Source organism: uncultured Umboniibacter sp. (assembly GCF_947497555.1).
In the GTDB taxonomy this organism is placed as follows: domain Bacteria; phylum Pseudomonadota; class Gammaproteobacteria; order Pseudomonadales; family DSM-25080; genus Umboniibacter.
Window position 1 is genome coordinate 1 of record NZ_CANMGY010000013.1, and the last position, 18,472, is coordinate 18,472.

Consider the following 18,472-nt stretch of genomic DNA (forward strand, 5'->3'; position numbering starts at 1 on the left):
GGTGGACGATGGGGCTCGAACCCACGACAACCAGGATCACAACCTGGGGCTCTACCAACTGAGCTACGCCCACCATATTTCTATGCCAGACACCTAAAGTGGCGCGCCCGGCAGGATTCGAACCTGCGACCAATGGCTTAGAAGGCCACTGCTCTATCCAACTGAGCTACGGGCGCCGAAGGTTCAAACAATGAAAATGGTCGGGGTAGAGAGATTTGAACTCCCGACATCCTGCACCCAAAGCAGGCGCGCTACCAGGCTGCGCTATACCCCGAAAACTCTTTACTGGAAGGATTGAGTCAATCCTGTGAAAGCGTGTTTCACCGTGTCCGAACTTAGCGAATGGGTTATCGTCCAAGCGGTGCGAATAATAGTAATCCCCCTGTGCTAAGTCAATGAAAAATTTACGAAAATCCCCCTCAACAGAAAAAAATACCACTTTAGAGCCTTAGAAGGATTTTTTGTTAGGATAACCCCATACAAAATCAATCTCATGGAATCACATTGTGGATACATTAATTCTAGACGGTAAATACCAAGCCAGTTGCTACGAAGATGAATTTCGTGCCGAAGTCACGAACCTCAAAGCGCGCGCCAATAATGCTACTCCGGTTCTGGCCACAATTTTGGTGGGCGCAGACCCCTCCTCTGCCACTTATGTGCGTATGAAAGGAGAGGCCTGTCGCCGCATTGGTATGGACTCACGAAAAATTGAAATGTCTGAGCAAACCACTACCGAAGAACTGCTCGCAACAATCGATGAGCTCAATAGCGACGAGAATGTTCACGGCATTTTATTACAGCACCCGGTCCCTGCTCAGATTGATGAGCGTGCGTGCTTTGACCGTATCGCATTAGACAAGGACGTAGATGGCGTTACCTGCTTAGGATTTGGTCGTATGGCAATGGGCGAATCGGCATACGGCTCGGCTACGCCTGCAGGTATCATGCGCTTGCTAGAAAAGTACCAACTTGATCTATCTGGTCTTCATGCTGTGGTAGTAGGTCGAAGCCCTATTCTTGGCAAACCCATGGCACTCATGCTACTGAATGCAAACTGTACGGTAACTGTTTGCCACTCCCGCACCAAAGACCTAGAGAGTCACATTCGCCAAGCCGACCTCGTGGTGGGTGCGGTAGGCATCCCAGAATTCATTAAAGCTGACTGGATTAAGGATGGCGCCATTGTCGTCGATGCGGGCTATCATACTGGTGGCGTGGGCGATATTGAACTTGCTCCACTACACGGGCGGGTTAAGGCGCTTACACCGGTGCCCGGTGGCGTGGGTCCAATGACGATCAATACGCTGATTGCACAAACCTTAACGGCTGGAACTCAGGCCATTAAGTAGTTAGTCCTGCTAGCTGGTTTCCGAAGCAAGTTGATTGGCTAAGAAACGCGAATCACCCTAACGCAACAAAGCCCGAGTGATGTCACTTGGGCTTTGTTATTTCTTGAACTTAGAGATCAGTAATTAGTAATAGATTATCGGTGCCTAGAGCTCTGCCAAGAATTCCAATTCTGCCTGTGAACGCAGCTGTTGACGATGACTCTCCCAGAGTTCGGCTACTCGCTCTTGATTCAAGATCTGACGATCTACCAAAACACCCGTTGCTAATTCCCCCCGCTTCGCTCCTACTGGAACTTTTGCGAAGACGAATTGATTGGAAATTAAGTCCATAAACGGTCCAGACTTTGAGGTTGGCATCACGAAGCTCAACTGCAATCCTAAGCGGTTGGTCAAGTAGTCAATAACTTCGCGCGAGCGATGCTCATCCATCTTCGAAAATGCCTCATCAACCAATACCATGCGCAGGTGTGAGCCACTTTCAGAGAACTTGAAGGCTGAGGTAATTGCTGCTGCTCGAATAATATAGGCCGGTGTCTCCAACTGACCACCCGAACCAGTACCATACTCCGATAAGGCGATAGACTTCTTACCCTCTGGCGTTTTATAGATCTCATAGCGGCGATAACGACGGTAGTCGGTTAGATCCTCTAGGTTCTTCAGCGCGCGCTGCTCGTCTTCATCTAATAACATCGCCATTAAGCGATCACGGACATGACCGTACTTGGCAGATAATTGACTGTCAAACAGACTGTTGGTAGCCCCCTCAATGGACGGCGCACGGGTAACTTCGGCAAAAAAGTCCCAGTACTCTTTAAATTCGGGCTCCCACTCCCAGCCGAAACTGTAACGCTCACGGTCCGCACCAAAGGCGTGATGAATAAGCTCAGCGTTTAGATCCTCAAGCGCCCGCTCACCATCACTCACAGACTGGTATACAGAGTGGCAGAGGTGAGTCACAAAGGTATTATCAAAGCTCTCTTTGTAATGTTTGAGCTGCTCGTACTTCTTGGCTAAAACATTGTTCTTGAGACGATTGTACTCAACGTCAATTAAAGTATGAGTGTCTACCACACAATCGAATAGAGCTTTGTTAAGCTGCCGGCTTTGCGGCATGAACGGGATGGCCGTAGCTTCATCAAGGGTAGCATTATGTTTAATCAAACAACTTTCCAACTGATTAATCGAGGCACCCAGCTCGTCGCGCTTCTGTGTAGCGAGCTCGGTAAGTGACTTAGCACTCTCCTCGCTGGCGCGCTCATCGGCACTAATAATTGCGTTTTCAAGGTCATAGTCGGGCCAACGAGCGGCGAGTTCCCTAAGGTTTGCCTCGGCTTCGTCGACCAGCGCTTCCGTCTCTAACTGCTGTCGATTAGATCGCTCTATCTTACGCTCAATTTGGCTAAGCTCGCTGTTGAGGGTACCCAGCGCAATCTGCAACTGTCCAAGTTCCTCAGCAAGCGATCGCTCATCGCTGAGTACCTGCGCTAATTGCACGTCTAGCTCACCGTGATCGCCAGCCTCAAGTAGTGAAATCTGCTTCCGAAGGCTATTTGAACTCTGCAGTGCATTGGCCACATTTAATAGTTCATCACCAATGGTTACTGGCTGAACACTCGCTAGCTGCTTGAGTGCATCACCAATAATTTGCCGTTGAGTAGAAGTTCGGCCTAATTTTTCCAACTCACTAGAAAGCTGCTCGCGCTTCGCGAGTTTGGAACGTTCCCGAGCACCTTTACCGAATACCAGCTCGTGGTCGGACAGGCCACATTTAAAAATTGCATAACCGGCGGCACCAAGGCCATTAGCAGTTAGCCCTCGGCGAACATTACCCAAGTCACGAGTGGTATCAACCTGTAAGACATTCGCAAAACTAGCAGTGATAAAGGCTTCCGCTGCGGCGTGTTCAAAGCGCATTAGCTGCACAATACTATCACTCGCTACTCGGCTAAGTTTCGCCATATCAGCGCGGGCTTTTCTACCTTGGACAACGCGCACTCCGCGTCCGACATCAGGATGCTTGCGAAGAATCTCAGCGGCCTCGGCCTCAAAGTCTTCGTCAACAATGATATTAAAGCGGGCACCACCAAGATAGCCTTCAATAGCGCTCTGCCAGCGAACATCATCGACGCTCACATAGTCGCACATGACGCGCGCATCTGCCCTAGGTAGCGATTCCGCTAAGACGGCCAAGGCATGACTAACATAACGTGGATAGCTACTGCGACTCTGTTCAAGGCTATCAATCTGCTGTTGCAAACTTTGACATGACTTAGTTAAGGACTGATGTTCGCCCGCAAGTTTCGCTTGCTCCGCCTGCAAGGATTGATAGAAGGTCCCGCCAAGCCCAGTCGGTGAGGCAACCTCTGTCAAGCGCCGCAACAGGCGCTGGTTTTCCATCGCTGACTTAGCGAGCTCATCAAAACGACTTTCATCAATCCAATCGGCACTCATTATTGCACTGAGGTCCAAGGTCTGATAATTCTGAGTAACCGACCGTGCCACTTCCACTAAAGCATCGCTCTCTGCGAAGGTGGAAATCTTATTCTCACCAGCACTCAAAAATCGCGCAATGGCAAGGGCAGAATCGACCTTAGTTTGCTCTTCGAGAGCCGCTTTAGCACACCGTGCGAGATCAGCTTCTGTCTTCTTAAGTTCCTGTTCCAGGCGGACCGCATCGGCTCCGGAAAGTCCCTGCTTTTGTGCTTCAAGTGAAATCAGCTGTTGCCGTAGAGAGGCCTGTTGCTGTTCTAAGGTGGATCGACTATCACTATTGTCCTGAATATTAGCTCGGACTTGCTGTTGAACCTTCTTAGCTTGGACGTAGTCGCGCTGATCACTGAGGTAACGTGATTGAGCTGCCGTGTATTGCAGCTCGTTGGTCGCTAGCCATTCACTAATGAAGAAACTAGCATGCCCCTGGGCCTTCTCTAACAACTCAGTACTGGCTCGAATTGCCCCTGCTGACGACTCCATGCCGTGAATCGTTTTCATCAAACTGGAAACGTTGCGAATAGCCTCGGCGAGGTCCTTCTTCTCTAGCACCTCGTTGGCCACAAAATCATTAATTGAACGGACCGGCTTGTACGCCATAAAGCGGGCAAAGGTCTTTGCACAGTGCATTGCCTCACGATCACTCACCGCATCATCTTTGCCGCGCAATGCGCCATAAAGCCTACCCAAATAGGACTTTTTTCGGTCGTAGCGTTCAATAAGATGAGAGGGATAGCGCTGAGCCAAACGCTGGCCGAATTTAGCGCCATCACTAATTTTATGGTCATGGACAAAGTCTTCCAGTGAGAGCTGCTGTCCACGTAGCAAGAAAAACTGCAGGGAATCCAATCTTGCTACGCGCTGGCTGCCAGACTGCTCTAGGTGAGCGCGGCCGTGAAGTACAACCGCAAAAGGCTCAACTTCTTCGCCCTCTGAAGGCCAAAAATTAGCGGCCAAGTAGCCATCAGTTCGCTGTGGCCTAGAGTAGCTGCCATCATCACAACCCAAAAAGTAACTAGCCAAGGTACGAACTGTCTTGCCTCGCGTACGCTGAGTCGATTCGTCTTGCCCAGGGTTGAAGCTGTAGAGGTTGTCATGCGCCGCCGTCATTAGCGTTTGAATTGCATCTGCCGCGGTAGTCTTACCGGAACCATTTCCTCCAGAAAGAAGATTTAACGGCCCAAAGTCGAAGATTTGATTCGGTAGGTTACCCCAATTTACAAAGATAAATTGCTTTAGATACATAGTCTCACCCTACCCAAAAATCGACTTATTAGCGTACTGATCTACCACAGCTGAATCTGGCGCTGCCTCTACTTTAGCTTCTACTTCAGCTTCTACTTCAGCTTCTACTTCAGCTTCTACTTCAGCTTCTACTTCAGCTTCTACTTCAGCTTCTACTTCAGCTTCCACTTCAGTTTTTACTTCAGTTTCTACTTCAGTTTCTACTTCAGCCTCTACTTCAGCTTCTATTTCAACTTCTACTTCAGCCTCTACTTCAGCTTCTACTGGCGAAGTTGCGCTAACTGCAGCCGCGGCATCAGTCGAATTCGCGTCAACCTCGTTAAGCGACGCCATTAAGCTAGATAGGACCGAATCGGTTACAAAGGTGGTAATAGCTGGGCGAATAGCAAACCAGCAATTCGGGTCATCCAATTCATCAAGATTGACGGAAATCACACGGAGTTTGCGTAATTTTCGAAACAGCGTTTTTCGTTCATTCAATGACGAAGGTAAACGGCGATCTAATAGATTAAAGAGCGCTACCGAGTAGCTTTCCATCGTCTGATTAACACCACCCTGCTCGTTAATGTCCCCGGCGCGTAGACCGATTTCATATTGAGCACGAAGAACTAACAGCAGCTCAATTTCCTCGTTCGACAAGGCAACACGAAGCCCTGTTTTAAAAGGGCTGGAGACGGCCTCATGTCCAGGTGCCTCGGCGGCGGGAGGGAGCACTCTAACGAAGCGCCCGGCTCTATCGTGGAGTAGTTGAAGATCCATAACTCCTAAGTAATCTGCAAGCTCTTGCTCACAGCGCACGAAGAGATCGTAAATTTCTGCCTCAACAGAGGATTCATCGCGGGAGATGACGCCATAATTCAGCAGTCGCTGCAGTACCATCTTGAATTGTGCCAAAGCAATATCGAGGCTTTGTTCTACGGTAGTTTCGAACGTATTCATACTAAGACACTCGTCTTTTTATTGTGAATTTATCACGGCTATCAAAATATTCGTCGTGCTCGGTTTCACCCGTCGAGGCAACTTCAAAATCACTGTCGCCCGACCCACTCGCCGCACCCGCAGCCACAATATTTGCCAGCATCATAAGGTCTAGTGGTTTATCAATCTTCCAATCAGCGGTGGTGCTCACTTCATCACCGACAATGTTCTGTAATGCCTCTACAAACTGTTGATGACTCATTGCGAACGCCTTATCTAGCAGCGCGCTAATCTGGATGAGTCGTTGGCCTTCATCGGAGACTTCGATTTTCGCTTCAGCCGTTTGCACTAAGGCATCGGTAGCCCTTCGTTTAAGTGGCTTCACCTGCCCGGGATCAATAAAGCCAATCTCAACCGTACCCATTTCCTCAGCGAGTTGAGACAGAATGCGCTCCCGCTTGGCGTTTGGCACTCTTCCCAACTGTGCCAGCGCATCACTCGATGACTGCACAGCTCCGCTAGATAAGCTTGTTAACTGGCGAATAATTGCGTCAGCGCGTTGAGTGAATGATGTTAACGCATCTCGTACAGCCGGCAACATGACATCACAGGCGTTGCGCAGACGCTGTTCTATCATCCGCAACAGCTGCTCATACCAAATCTCGTGTTCGCTAAAGCCTTCTAACTTCAAGGCGCGCAAGTCGCGCTCCACCTGAAGACGGGTAACTTTCTTGGTCTCACGAAATTTGCGTAATAGCTGAAGAATTTCATCACGATAGCGCTCGACACTATCGGCGGAGAGACGAACGGCTAAATCAGGCTCGAAGCGACGTTCGAGAAAATCAAAGAAACTATCTGCAGCAACATCTGCTTCACCTTCATTTTTCACTTGGTCAACTAGCTGGTTTCTGCGCTGCTCTAGTTCAACAATAATATCGCTAAAGTCGGCAATGATTCGCTCCGAGTACTCGCAGGCGTCTAATAAATCATGAACGTCATGACCTACCACGAAGGCCTTTAAAGCGTTCCGCGTATTTCGAGTATTGCGATGATGGGTACGAACCTGAAGTGGATTGTCGGCAACAAAGGCCTGGGCGAAATTTCGTCCTACTACACTTAAACCGTAGCTTGCCGTCATTGAGACCGCGTCGGCTCGCTCATCAAGCCAAGCGTTCTCGCGAAGCTGGTTAAAAATCCATAAAGCGAGCTTACGGGGATCTGAGGCGAGGAGCTCTGTTTCATCTTCGAATTGAGCGCCCGATCGTGCGATGGTATCAGCAAAGGTATCAATAACTTGCTGACGTGACAGACTTTGACCGTAATCGGCTAGAGAGGTGAATTGACGTCGGTATAGGCCCGCTAAGCATGCTGAAACCACTTCGCGGTACTTACCATTTAAGGGGCGGAAAAAATGCGCCCTACTCCCTGAAAAAAACATAGCGCCTGCAACTTATTATTTTAATTTCAGACTAAAGCAGTCGGCGGGCTCAGGCAAGCCCTTTAAGGCCCGCCTGAGCAACTGTTTAGGCCTTTCGCCACGTCGTCCCGTTAGGTCCATCCTCGAGGATAATTCCGCGCTGATTGAGTTCATCACGAACCGCATCGGCTTTCGCCCAATCTTTAGCCGCCTTGGCCTCATTACGAGCGACTACCAATGCATCAATCTCTGCACCTTCATCGGCGTTAGTGCCGGCACTAAACCACGCTTCGGGATCATCACCAAATAAGCCCAGCAGCTCGCCGGAAGCAAGTAGTTGTCCTTTTACCTCGGCACGAGTCGCTTGATCGGCGCCTGATAGGCGTTTTAGCAAACCGTGCAAAGCGGCTACTGCATTAGGCGTATTCAGGTCATCTAGAAGACTATCCCAAATCACTGAGTCCTGAGCATCGACCGAATCTGCTGCGACATCCTGTAGCTTTCTCAGGGCCAGATAAAAAGTATCTAAGGTCTGCTTGGCAGCGGCGAGTGATTCAGGTGAGAAGTTAACTTCACTCCGATACTGGGCGGATAGCAAGGCAAAGCGCAACACTTCGCCCTGCCACTCACTAAGCAGCTCATTCACCATGCGGAAATTGCCTAAACTCTTAGACATCTTTTCGCCATCGATATTGACGTAGCCATTGTGCATCCAAAAGTTAACGAAACTATCGCCATCGTGGGCACAGCAGCTTTGCGCCATTTCATTCTCATGATGCGGGAACACAAGATCTCGGCCACCACCGTGAATATCAATGGTGCGTCCAAGGTGCTTCTCAATCATCGCTGAGCACTCAATATGCCAGCCTGGACGACCACGTCCCCACGGGCTCTCCCAACCTGGCTCATCATCAGCAGATGGCTTCCAAAGCACGAAATCACCGGCATAACGCTTATAGGCAGCCACTTCAACTCGCGCACCGGCTAACATATCGTCCAGAGAACGATTCGACAGCGAGCCGTAATCTTCCATAGTCTGCACGGCAAATAATACGTGACCTTCGGCTTCGTAGGCGTGATTGCGCTCCAACAGTGCCCGAATCATCGTAATCATTTCCGGGACATGCTCCGTTGCATAGGGAACGACATCTGGTGTGAGTGCCTTTAGCTCCGCCATATCTTCCGCGTAGGCCTGTGCATAGTGACTAGTAATTGCGCCAATTTCTTCACCGGACGCTTTGGCCGCTGCCATGATCTTATCGTCGATATCGGTAATATTGCGGGCATACGTTACTTTCGGGTACAGCGCTTTCAACACCCGGTAGAGCATATCAAAAACCACTACTGGACGCGCGTTACCAATATGAACTCGGTTGTAAACGGTAGGTCCACAGACGTACATCTTAATGTGGTTAGCGTCGATCGGTTCAAATACCTGCTTTTCGCCGGCCTGAGTATTGTATAAGTGTAAAGTCATCAATTCGTTTCCTAACGATTAGGCGTTATCGCCTGCTTTTGCCCAGGTGTCTCGTAAGCCAATCGTTCTGTTAAAAACAGGGCGATCTTCGGAATGATCATAACGGTCAGCAACAAAGTATCCTTCGCGCTCGAACTGGAAGCGTGCTTCGGCAGAAGCCGCGGCTAAACCCGGCTCAATAAATGCATCCTTAACCGTCACTAAACTCTCGGGGTTAAGCGAGGCCATCATATCTTCGCCTTTGTCAGGAGCCGCTTCATTGAACAAGCGATCATAGATCCGAACTTCCGCGCGCTTACCGTGGTCACGATTTACCCAGTGAATAACACCTTTAACCTTTCGACCATCAGTAGGGTTTTGCCCCAATGTCTCGGGGTCGTAGCTACAAATTACTTTGCTAATCTGGCCATCGGCATCTTTGATCACTTCGTCGGCTTTGACTACATAGCCACCGCGAAGTCGAACTTCCTTGCCTAAGACTAAACGCTTGTACTTCTTGTTAGCCTCTTCTCTAAAGTCGGCGCGATCAATAACCAAGTTACGACCAAATGGCACTGAACGCGTGGTAAAATCATCATGCTGCGGATGCCCTGGTAGTGTTAGCCACTCCACCTTCGCCTCGTCATAGTTGGTAATTTCAATCTCGAGTGGATCCAGCACACACATTGCGCGCGGCGCACTTTTATCAAGATCGTCGCGAATCGCAAACTCAAGCATGGCAACGTCAACAACCGAATCTTGACGGGTCACGCCGATCATTTCACAGAAATGACGAAGTGACTCAGGCGTAAAGCCTCTGCGGCGCATACCAGCGATGGTAGGCATACGAGGGTCGTCCCAGCCGTTTACCACTTTATCGTCTACCAACTTCTTGAGTTTGCGCTTTGAGGTGACGGTATAGTTCAAATTCAGTCGCGCGAACTCATACTGGTGAGGCACAGCAGGAACGGTGACGTTAGCAATAAACCAATCGTAGAGCGGTCGGTGATCTTCAAACTCTAGCGTACAGATAGAGTGAGTAATACCTTCAATGGCATCCGACAATCCATGAGTGAAGTCGTACATTGGATAGATGCACCACTTATCGCCGGTCTGGTGATGGGTGACCTTACGAATGCGATAAATGATAGGATCCCGCAAATTCATATTCGGGCTCGCCATATCGATCTTCGCACGTAACACCTTCGCACCTTCATCGAAGTCACCAGCCCCCATTTGGGCGAATAGCGCTAAGTTCTCGTCAATAGAACGCTCACGATAAGGACTGTTCTTACCCGGCGCCGTAAGTGTTCCGCGATACTCACGTGCCTCATCTGGAGTTAAATCGCAGACGTACGCGAGGCCTTTATTGATTAGTTCAATGGCCCATTCGTGGAGCTGATCGAAATAGTTGGATGCGTAACGAACCTCGCCCGCCCAATCAAAACCCAGCCACTTTACGTCCTGACTAATCGATTCGATGAACTCTTGGCTCTCTTTCTCAGGGTTCGTATCATCAAAGCGAAGATTGCACTCCCCACCAAACTCCTTCGCCATACCGAAGTTTAGACAAATCGACTTGGCGTGACCGATATGAAGGTAACCGTTTGGCTCGGGCGGAAAACGCGTCACAATCTTCGTGTGTTTTGCGGATGAAAGGTCATCTGCCAGAATCTTGCGGATAAAATGTGTTGGAGCAGTCTTTTCTGTACTCATTTTAGTCTCGATACGTGATTACCACGCACTTTACTCGGTGCGTGTTGATGGCGGTTTCGCTCATTCTCTAAAAGGAGTATTATACCCCCCTTTTCAACCACGCTGTAGCTAAAGAGCGAAGGAATTTATCAATGTCTGTGATTTTACACACCAACTACGGTGACATCACCCTAGAACTTAATGCCGAAAAAGCACCGAAAACCGTTGCTAACTTCCTATCCTATGTGGAGTCTGGCTTTTTTAATGGCACCATCTTCCACCGTGTAATCGACAACTTCATGATTCAAGGCGGCGGTTTCAACGCCGATATGAGCCAGAAAGCTACCGAAGAACCTATTGAAAATGAAGCAGATAATGGCCTGACGAATGATGTTGGCACCATTGCTATGGCGCGCACGATGGACCCTCACTCAGCAACCGCACAGTTCTTTATCAACGTTGCGGACAACGCGTTCCTGAACCATAAGTCGAAGGATACGCATGGTTGGGGCTACGCAGTGTTTGGTAAAGTGACTGACGGCCTTGACGTTGTTGAGAAGATTAAGAAGGTGGCAACGGGCAGCACCGGCGGTCATCAAGACGTACCGAAGGAGACCGTAGTGATCGAGCGTACTAGTATCGCTTAATAACGTTTAACGGCTGAGGAGAGTTCGCATGCATCGTGTCTTTATTTCAGATCTTCACCTAGATAGTCAGGATGAGCGCTATAGCGCATTGCTGACGCTACTGGATGAATTACCCTCTGGATGTGAGCTCTACCTGTTGGGCGATATTTTTGAAGCCTGGGTTGGCGATGATGATGACGCGCCTTGGCTTGCAGCATTAGCTCAGCACCTCTTAGCACTAAGACAACGCGACATTCACGCCTTCTTTATGCACGGTAATCGCGATTTCCTTCTGGGTGAGCATTGGGCAAAAGCTGCAGGCTTGACCATTATTAAAGCACCATACCTAATCGAACAGGACACCGGTGAAAACTGGGTACTTTGCCACGGTGATGAACTGTGTACCGATGACGAAGCGTATCAAGCGTTTCGAAAACTCAGCCGCAGTGATGAGTGGCAACAGGCATTGCTCGCGAAACCACTCGCTGAACGCAAAGCCATCGCACTTCATCTTCGCCAACAGAGTCAGCAGTCCAATTCTAACAAAGCAGATAATATTATGGATGTGAACGCTGCCGCGGTGGAGAGCTTACACTTAGAAGCCAACGCGCAAGTTATCCTTCACGGCCATACACACCGACCAAAGATACATGAGCTTGGTGAATTCCAACGAGTAGTGTTGGGTGACTGGACCGATCATTTCCACTATGTCGTGAGTGATGGTAGTCGCCTAGAGTTACTCAAACGCGCAATTTAACTTCATTTCGCAAACACGCACACTAAGCTCATCACTCTACTCAAGAAGCGTTAGCTAAAGTCTGTTGCTATGCCTAGGCAAGCAGACCGGCTGGTTGAATGCTTACCGTTTAATTCACTTAACCCGCTTAAAACTGCCCACGTGCGAATTTCGAACTACCTTTGAACGCGAAGTTGCGTCTTGCCGATCTCGATAAAGTAACCTTGATCGTCTTCCTGCAAACGCTCTGCGAGGTCATAGTAAGCGTTACGATGAAATTTAGCGGTCATATTAGGCGCCACATCAACTACTATTGAATCGCTCTCTAATCGTGGCTGACAATCCTGATTAAGTGGCAATTTGTTGCCGCAGCTGAGTACGAAAAACACGTTGTCATCCTCTTCGACCAATAACGACACCCATAACGGGTAGCTCATCACTGTGATTTGCCACTTTTCTACTGGAGTCAGTAGGAAATAATCGTCGCCCTCTCGCCGAAGAATACGGGTGAACAGATTGACAAGCCTAGCGCGTTTAATCTCAGCGCCCTCATGGATCCAACGACCCGTCTCATCAATCACCAAATCCATGGTGCCCGATAATTGCGGCTGCCACTGCGCTAAGCCCGCAACAAACAAGCTTTCTTCTGCCTCGGCTAAACCGGCATACTGCTCTACCGCATCAAGATTCATGACGGAATGGGTCTAAAGAAGGTTGAGAACACACTAAACGCCTTGTGAGCCATTAAGCTCCTGTTGAATTTCGGCCCTGTCATCATCTATTGCAGATAAAGCTGGCCAACTCGATGGAATATTTCCCGCAGACGAACCTCGTCAGCGCCATCCGCCAGCAGAACCAGCAACAGCATGCGCGCCTTCAAACCATCAAGCGTGGTACCGTTAATACAGCCAGCGCGAACAAGGGGGCCCGCTGAGCCGGTCTCACCATAACTCGACGCCAAGACCTCACCACCGCCTGTTCTCGAGCAAATGATGACATATTTTTCTTGTGCCATCGCTTCGACAGCGCCGCTAATATTGGCACTGACATTACCACCGCCAACACCTTCGATAACCACGGCAGGAACATCTGTAGCAGCAACCGCCGCCACCAAGATGTCATCCATATCAAACACACAGCGAACTAGCGGGATAGATACCTTTGCTCTGCCGCCTTGGTAGTCGATATCCAAGCGGCTGGGCGCCGCCACATAGCGAGCTTTTGATTCCACAATCCAGCCTACCGGCCCTAAATTGGGAGATTGAAAGGCGCGAAGACTAAACGAATGTCGCTTCTCAACCAATCGGGCCGCATGGATCTCGTCATTAATGACAACCACCACGCCCATCTCTGCAGTACGAGGGTGCAGTGCAACACGAGCACTCGCTAACAGGTTGGCGAAACCATCAGCCCCTAGCTGCTTTGGATCTCGCATTGCGGCGGTAACAACTAAACTGACACCGCTTTGCCCTAGCATTAAGTCCAGGCCAAAGGCCGTCTCTTCCAACGTATCCGTACCTTGAAGTAGGACGAAGCTATTAATGCCCGCGGCGCGCCACTCGTTGACTCGATCGATCACATCAAAGAGGTCTGACAGTTTTAAACTCGGTGAGCCTACCTTGCGAATCGTGCAGCAATGGACCTCGGCAATCTCGTCGAGCTGAGGCAACGCCGCACAGATATCTTCCGCACTGAGGTCCGGCAGAGCGCCATCTACTCCGCTCTGTCCCATGGTAATGGTCCCGCCCAACGACATAATGCCAATTTTCTGCACGTAAACTCCCTCTGCTAAATACGACCGTAAACGCTAAATATTTAGTCTACGGTAGCCATCAACGCGGCATTACCACCGGCCGCTGTAGTGTTAACACTTACGGTAACCTCATGACTAAATCGCTGCAATGCCAAATGTTGATCAAATGAATCAACGATAATCGGCAAAGCACCATCTACCTTTGCGGTAGCGGCTAAGAGCTCGTCATCTTGGGCCATCACAAGGACATTAAACCGACCTGAGGCCAGTAACTTCAAATGAGCCTCACGACTAGGTAAATCAACCAGCTCGAATGCGCCGTGCTCAGCAAAACAACTCCATCGAGCCGGGATGTCGGCGTGGCTACTCATTGCAACGCGGTTTCCAGCTAATAGCGCCAGCAAAATAAGTCCTCGGGCCTGCTCATGCTTTACGTTAGGGTCTATCCAAACGGTAGCGCGAGGGCGAAGCTCCAACGTATTTAACTCCCCGGTGGGGCCAGGCATTACTTCTTTATTTGCCACGAGATCATGAGCCCAGTGATAGACGATGACGCCTTCGCCCTCTGCCTGGCGAAGTAACTCCCAGCGTTGTTCGACACTAAGGTCTCGCCATGCGTCACGAACAGGCGGTGATTCGATCCCGGTGCCACTGTACTTGAACTTCTGTGACTTCAGCGGCGCATAGTCTAAGAAGCGAGATAGGTAGTTTGGACCACCGGCTTTAGGACCCGTTCCGGAAAGCCCGCAACCACCGAACGGCTGAACACCAACCACTGCACCAATGATATTTCGGTTCACATACACGTTGCCAGCGCCCGACTTCCGAACCGCGATATTAACATGGGAGTCGATTCGGCTATGAATGCCCATGGTAAGGCCGAAGCCGGTGCTATTGACTCGCTCAAACACCTTATCAAAGTCGGCCGCCTTATAACGTAACACGTGAACAACTGGGCCAAAGACTTCTTCGGTCAACGTCTCAAGGGAGTCAATTTCGTATAGGGTTGGCGGGAAGAATAGTCCACACTTAGTCGCCGAAGGTAGCTCACATTGATAGAGTAATTTAGCTGCGCCCTTCATTCGCGCTTCGTGGGACTTTAATCGCGCCAGCGCGGCTTCATCAATAACCGGGCCTACGTCAATGGAAGGATGAATTGGATTACCAATCTGTAATTCCTTCATGGCGCCACTAATCATTGCAATCACACCGTCCGCAATATCCTCTTGTACGAGTAATACTCGCAGGGCTGAACAACGCTGACCTGCACTCTGAAATCCAGAACGAATAACGTCGTCAGTAACCTGCTCGGGTAGCGCGGTTGAATCGACGATCATCGCATTCTGGCCACCTGTTTCAGCAACGATTACGGGCATTCTGCCACCACGCTTTGCTACCGTAGATTGTATGTGCTGAGCAGTCCGTGTTGAACCCGTAAACACTATGCCTGCTACTTCAGTATCCTCAAGTAGCGCGCCGCCTGCCGTCGCTCCATCTGTTGGAATGAGCTGTAAGACTTCTGACGGAATACCTGCTTCGTAGGCTAGCTCTACGGCTCGCTTAGCGACCATCATCGCCTGCTCAGAAGGCTTAGCAAGCACGGCGTTGCCCGCGGCTAAGGTGGCTGCTACCTGACCGAGGAAAATGGCTAGCGGGAAGTTCCAAGGACTGATGCACAATACTTTACCAAGCGGACTTCTGCCGCTGGACTTATCGGCGTCCATTGCATAGTAACGACAAAAATCAATCGCTTCGCGAATCTCTGCATCGGCATCGGTGGCTAATTTACCTGCCTCACGAATCAGTAACGCCGCCAACTCGACTTTATTTTCCTCTAATAAATCGGCCAGTTTTAAGAGCATCACCGCTCTAGCGGGGCTTCCTAACTGCGCCCAGGACTCATAGGACAAGCTCTGCAATGCAGCGCGACAATCTTCTGTAGACATAAGCTTGGTGGTGGCAATAGCCTCCGATACATCTGAAGGGTCAACAATATCGTAGGGCTTCCCTGAGAATTCGTTTTCAGCGAGACGTTTAATCACCGCATCGACCTCAGCGAGGCCTGAATATGCAACCGCTTGATCTGTGGCCAACTCGAGATTCCAACCATCGGAATTACTACGAGCGCCGAGAATCCGTTGCGGTAAATCAATTTTCGGGTGAGCTAACGAATCGTGTGCAAGCAGCTTTTCCGCGGGATCTTCAATAAGCTCTTCAGCAGGAATTGAAGGGTCAGAGATTTTATTCACGAAGCTTGAGTTCGCCCCGTTCTCAAGTAGACGACGAACCAAATAGGCCAAAAGATGCTCGTGCTCGCCAACCGGTGCATAAATACGCACCGGACCGTCATAAATACCCTGCTTCTTCATCCCCTCAAACAGGTGTTCGCCCATACCATGGAGACGCTGAAACTCAAAGCCAGTATGATCATCCGTCATCGCTAGAATATGACTAGTGGTGATGGCATTGTGGGTCGCGAATTGTGGATAGATCCAATCGCGGCTTGCCAATAGCTGCGCCGCGCAGACTTGGTAGCTAACGTCCGTTGTCTCTTTACGTGTAAACACCGGAAAATTCGGATGACCGCCCTCTTGAGCATGTTTAATCTCATAATCCCAATAGGCGCCCTTAACCAATCGAACCATCATCTTGCGATTATTAGATTGCGCGAGCTCGCGAATAACATTAAGAACAACGGGTGTCGCTTTGTGATACGCCTGTACCGCTAAACCGAAACCGCCCCACTCTCCTAATCGTTGATCAGACATAACTCTTTCGATAAGGCGAAGCGACAGCGCTAGGCGATCCGCTTCTTCAGCATCAACCGTAAGGTTTATATCCGCGTCCCGAGCTAACAGGGTAAGCTCCATAAGTCGCTCAAATAACTCCTGTTGAACTCTCTGATCCTGAGAAAATTGGTAACGAGGATGCAGTGCAGATAATTTAATAGAGATTCCAGGACCATTAATGGGACCCGCTCCCTTAGCCGCTTTGGCGATGCTTCTAATTGCATCGGCGTAGGCTGCAAAATACCGGTCGGCATCGGCCATCGTACGAGCGCCTTCACCTAACATGTCATAGGAGTAGCGGTAGCCTTCCTTCTCCCATCGAGCGGCCTTTTTAAAGGCTTCCCCTAAATCCTCGCCTAAAACGAATTGCTTCCCCATCACTGCCATCGCGATTTTCACTGACGAGCGAATTACGGGCTCACCTACTCGTCGGATAGTGCTAGTGAGCGATCGTTTAGCGCGCTCAGAATCCAGTTTCCCAAGATTTAAAAACTTGCCGGTAAGGAATAAACCCCATGACGAAGCATTCATTAACCATGAGTCACCCTTACCCACGTATTCGCCCCAGTCTCCTGCCACAATTTTATCAGCGATCAATCGGTCTGCCGTGAGGCCATCCGGGACACGCAGGAGTGATTCTGCCAGACACATTAGTAAAATACCTTCCGCCTCAGAGAGCGAATATTCGCGTAACATGCTTTCCACCCCAATCGTATTTTTAGACGATTCACGGATGTGCTTAATAAGTTGTAACGCGTGAGCCTTAATCTGATCAGGTTGACTTGTTAAGGTACTGGTGACCTGCAATAAATCCTGAGCAACAGACGACTCCGAGCGAATAAAGTAACGATCGACGTCAGCGATTTGATTGGCAAAAGTAGAGAAGTTAAAGGTCATGTAGCGTCCACCAATTACAATACAGAGAGTGTGTGTCTAGATTTTAGACAATTACTCCAAAACTGCGATCATGCTAACCGAAATTGGGTATTTACGACCATCTTTTTCTAATAGCTGAAGAAGAAATAAAAAGATTATGCGCTGAATACTTTTGAAACAAAAAAAAGCCGACTTATGTCGGCTTCTCTGCATGATTAATTCTGTTCAGTTAACGATCTAATCACGGAGTAGTAATGTACACCCTGCTGACATAGCGACCGCTAAAAGTGCTGCGGCTGGGATCAACACGATAAAATCAAAGCGAGCAAAGGTTTGCTGAATGAAATCACCGACGGAGAAGCCTGAACTGCCGTAAAAAACAGCGACTGCAGCGAGTAATGCCGATAGTACCAAAATCACTTTACGCCATTTTTGGTACCGCACCATCTGCTCCTGGGCAATGGCATGCATTACGCCGGCACTGAAGCCGTCGTCTGGGATGTAATGATTGCTATCATCACTGTCGTTAAGCAGCGACTCTAACCATCTATCATCTATGTCTTTAGCCATATTCACCCTCTCTTTGCCATCCGGCTAGTAGCGACGCTAACTTAGCCTTTCCACGGTTTACATGAGATTTTACTGTACCAAGTGGTAGACCCATAATAGTACTTGCTTCCTGCTGTGTCATCTCCTGTTGCAAACATAAATAGATTGCCATGCGTTGATCGCTCGACAAAGTATCCAATGCTGCCTCCAGAGCCTTGCTTTTCATCGGTGCATTAAAGTCCGATTCAACTGCAGATTCTGGAACTTCTTCAACGTAGTCTTCTGGTCTGCGTTTCTTAGATCTATAATAATCTCGATACACATTCCAAGCAATACGAAATAACCACGTCTTAAAGCCTGCTTCTTTCCGAAAATTCTTAACGCCCTTGAACGCCTTAATAAAGGTATCTTGAGCTAAATCATCGGCGGTAGCCATATCGCCACCTGTTAATTTTCGCAGTAGCTGTCGCACATCACTTTGGTACATCTTAACTAATTCACCGAAGGCGTGCTGACACTGTTTACTCTGTACTCGAGCGATCAGATCTTCCTCACTGATCGCCATAATCT

Annotated in this window: 13 protein-coding genes and 3 tRNA genes; 3 read left to right on the plus strand and 13 right to left on the minus strand. The window is 49.4% G+C overall.

Going from position 1 to position 18,472, the window contains the following annotated elements:
• From Q0698_RS12195 to Q0698_RS12205, 3 genes are all read right to left on the minus strand, one after another.
• Nucleotides 1-73: transfer RNA gene (locus Q0698_RS12195), tRNA-His, on the minus strand.
• A gap of 26 nt (nucleotides 74-99) precedes the next feature.
• Nucleotides 100-176, minus strand: a tRNA-Arg gene (locus Q0698_RS12200).
• 21 nt (nucleotides 177-197) lie between these two features.
• Nucleotides 198-274: transfer RNA gene (locus Q0698_RS12205), tRNA-Pro, on the minus strand.
• Between the two features lie 232 nt (nucleotides 275-506).
• Between Q0698_RS12205 and folD the strand changes: the two genes are divergently transcribed.
• Complete coding sequence (folD, locus tag Q0698_RS12210; RefSeq protein ID WP_298636948.1) at nucleotides 507-1,352, plus strand: bifunctional methylenetetrahydrofolate dehydrogenase/methenyltetrahydrofolate cyclohydrolase FolD; 846 nt, start codon at nucleotides 507-509, stop codon at nucleotides 1,350-1,352.
• Nucleotides 1,353-1,496: 144 nt separating this feature from the next.
• On the opposite strand, the gene Q0698_RS12215 is transcribed toward folD, so the two are convergent.
• The 5 genes from Q0698_RS12215 to Q0698_RS12235 all read right to left on the minus strand — a co-directional run bounded on the left by Q0698_RS12215 (nucleotide 1,497) and on the right by Q0698_RS12235 (nucleotide 10,594).
• Complete coding sequence (locus tag Q0698_RS12215) at nucleotides 1,497-5,087, minus strand: SbcC/MukB-like Walker B domain-containing protein (RefSeq protein ID WP_298636949.1); 3,591 nt, start codon at nucleotides 5,085-5,087, stop codon at nucleotides 1,497-1,499.
• A 9-nt stretch (nucleotides 5,088-5,096) separates the two neighbouring features.
• Nucleotides 5,097-6,026, minus strand: a complete 930-nt coding sequence (locus Q0698_RS12220) for a DUF4194 domain-containing protein (RefSeq protein WP_298636950.1) — start codon at nucleotides 6,024-6,026, stop codon at nucleotides 5,097-5,099.
• A gap of 1 nt (nucleotide 6,027) precedes the next feature.
• Entirely contained in the window at nucleotides 6,028-7,443 is a 1,416-nt protein-coding gene (locus tag Q0698_RS12225; protein ID WP_298636951.1) for a Wadjet anti-phage system protein JetA family protein, read from the minus strand.
• Nucleotides 7,444-7,528: 85 nt separating this feature from the next.
• Nucleotides 7,529-8,899: a cysteine--tRNA ligase gene (cysS, locus tag Q0698_RS12230; RefSeq protein WP_298636952.1), complete on the minus strand. Its 1,371-nt coding sequence runs from the start codon at nucleotides 8,897-8,899 to the stop codon at nucleotides 7,529-7,531.
• Between the two features lie 18 nt (nucleotides 8,900-8,917).
• Nucleotides 8,918-10,594: a glutamine--tRNA ligase/YqeY domain fusion protein gene (locus Q0698_RS12235; protein WP_298636953.1), complete on the minus strand. Its 1,677-nt coding sequence runs from the start codon at nucleotides 10,592-10,594 to the stop codon at nucleotides 8,918-8,920.
• A gap of 131 nt (nucleotides 10,595-10,725) precedes the next feature.
• Between Q0698_RS12235 and Q0698_RS12240 the strand changes: the two genes are divergently transcribed.
• Both Q0698_RS12240 and Q0698_RS12245 read left to right on the plus strand, forming a co-directional pair.
• Nucleotides 10,726-11,220, plus strand: a complete 495-nt coding sequence (locus Q0698_RS12240) for a peptidylprolyl isomerase (protein ID WP_298636954.1) — start codon at nucleotides 10,726-10,728, stop codon at nucleotides 11,218-11,220.
• A 28-nt stretch (nucleotides 11,221-11,248) separates the two neighbouring features.
• Nucleotides 11,249-11,956: a UDP-2,3-diacylglucosamine diphosphatase gene (locus Q0698_RS12245; protein ID WP_298636955.1), complete on the plus strand. Its 708-nt coding sequence runs from the start codon at nucleotides 11,249-11,251 to the stop codon at nucleotides 11,954-11,956.
• Nucleotides 11,957-12,111: 155 nt separating this feature from the next.
• On the opposite strand, the gene Q0698_RS12250 is transcribed toward Q0698_RS12245, so the two are convergent.
• From Q0698_RS12250 to Q0698_RS12270, 5 genes are all read right to left on the minus strand, one after another.
• Entirely contained in the window at nucleotides 12,112-12,627 is a 516-nt protein-coding gene (locus tag Q0698_RS12250) for a DUF1285 domain-containing protein (protein WP_298636957.1), read from the minus strand.
• A gap of 86 nt (nucleotides 12,628-12,713) precedes the next feature.
• Entirely contained in the window at nucleotides 12,714-13,709 is a 996-nt protein-coding gene (locus Q0698_RS12255; protein ID WP_298636959.1) for an asparaginase, read from the minus strand.
• Between the two features lie 41 nt (nucleotides 13,710-13,750).
• Entirely contained in the window at nucleotides 13,751-17,374 is a 3,624-nt protein-coding gene (gene putA / locus Q0698_RS12260) for a bifunctional proline dehydrogenase/L-glutamate gamma-semialdehyde dehydrogenase PutA (RefSeq protein WP_298636960.1), read from the minus strand.
• Between the two features lie 216 nt (nucleotides 17,375-17,590).
• On the minus strand, nucleotides 17,591-17,923 hold the full coding sequence (locus Q0698_RS12265; protein ID WP_298636961.1) for a hypothetical protein: 333 nt from the start codon (nucleotides 17,921-17,923) through the stop codon (nucleotides 17,591-17,593).
• Nucleotides 17,916-18,467 (minus strand): sigma-70 family RNA polymerase sigma factor, encoded by a 552-nt coding sequence (locus Q0698_RS12270; protein ID WP_298636963.1) that lies wholly within the window; start codon nucleotides 18,465-18,467, stop codon nucleotides 17,916-17,918. Before Q0698_RS12270 ends, Q0698_RS12265 begins: the two co-directional genes overlap by 8 nt.
• Nucleotides 18,468-18,472: the final 5 nt, after the last annotated feature.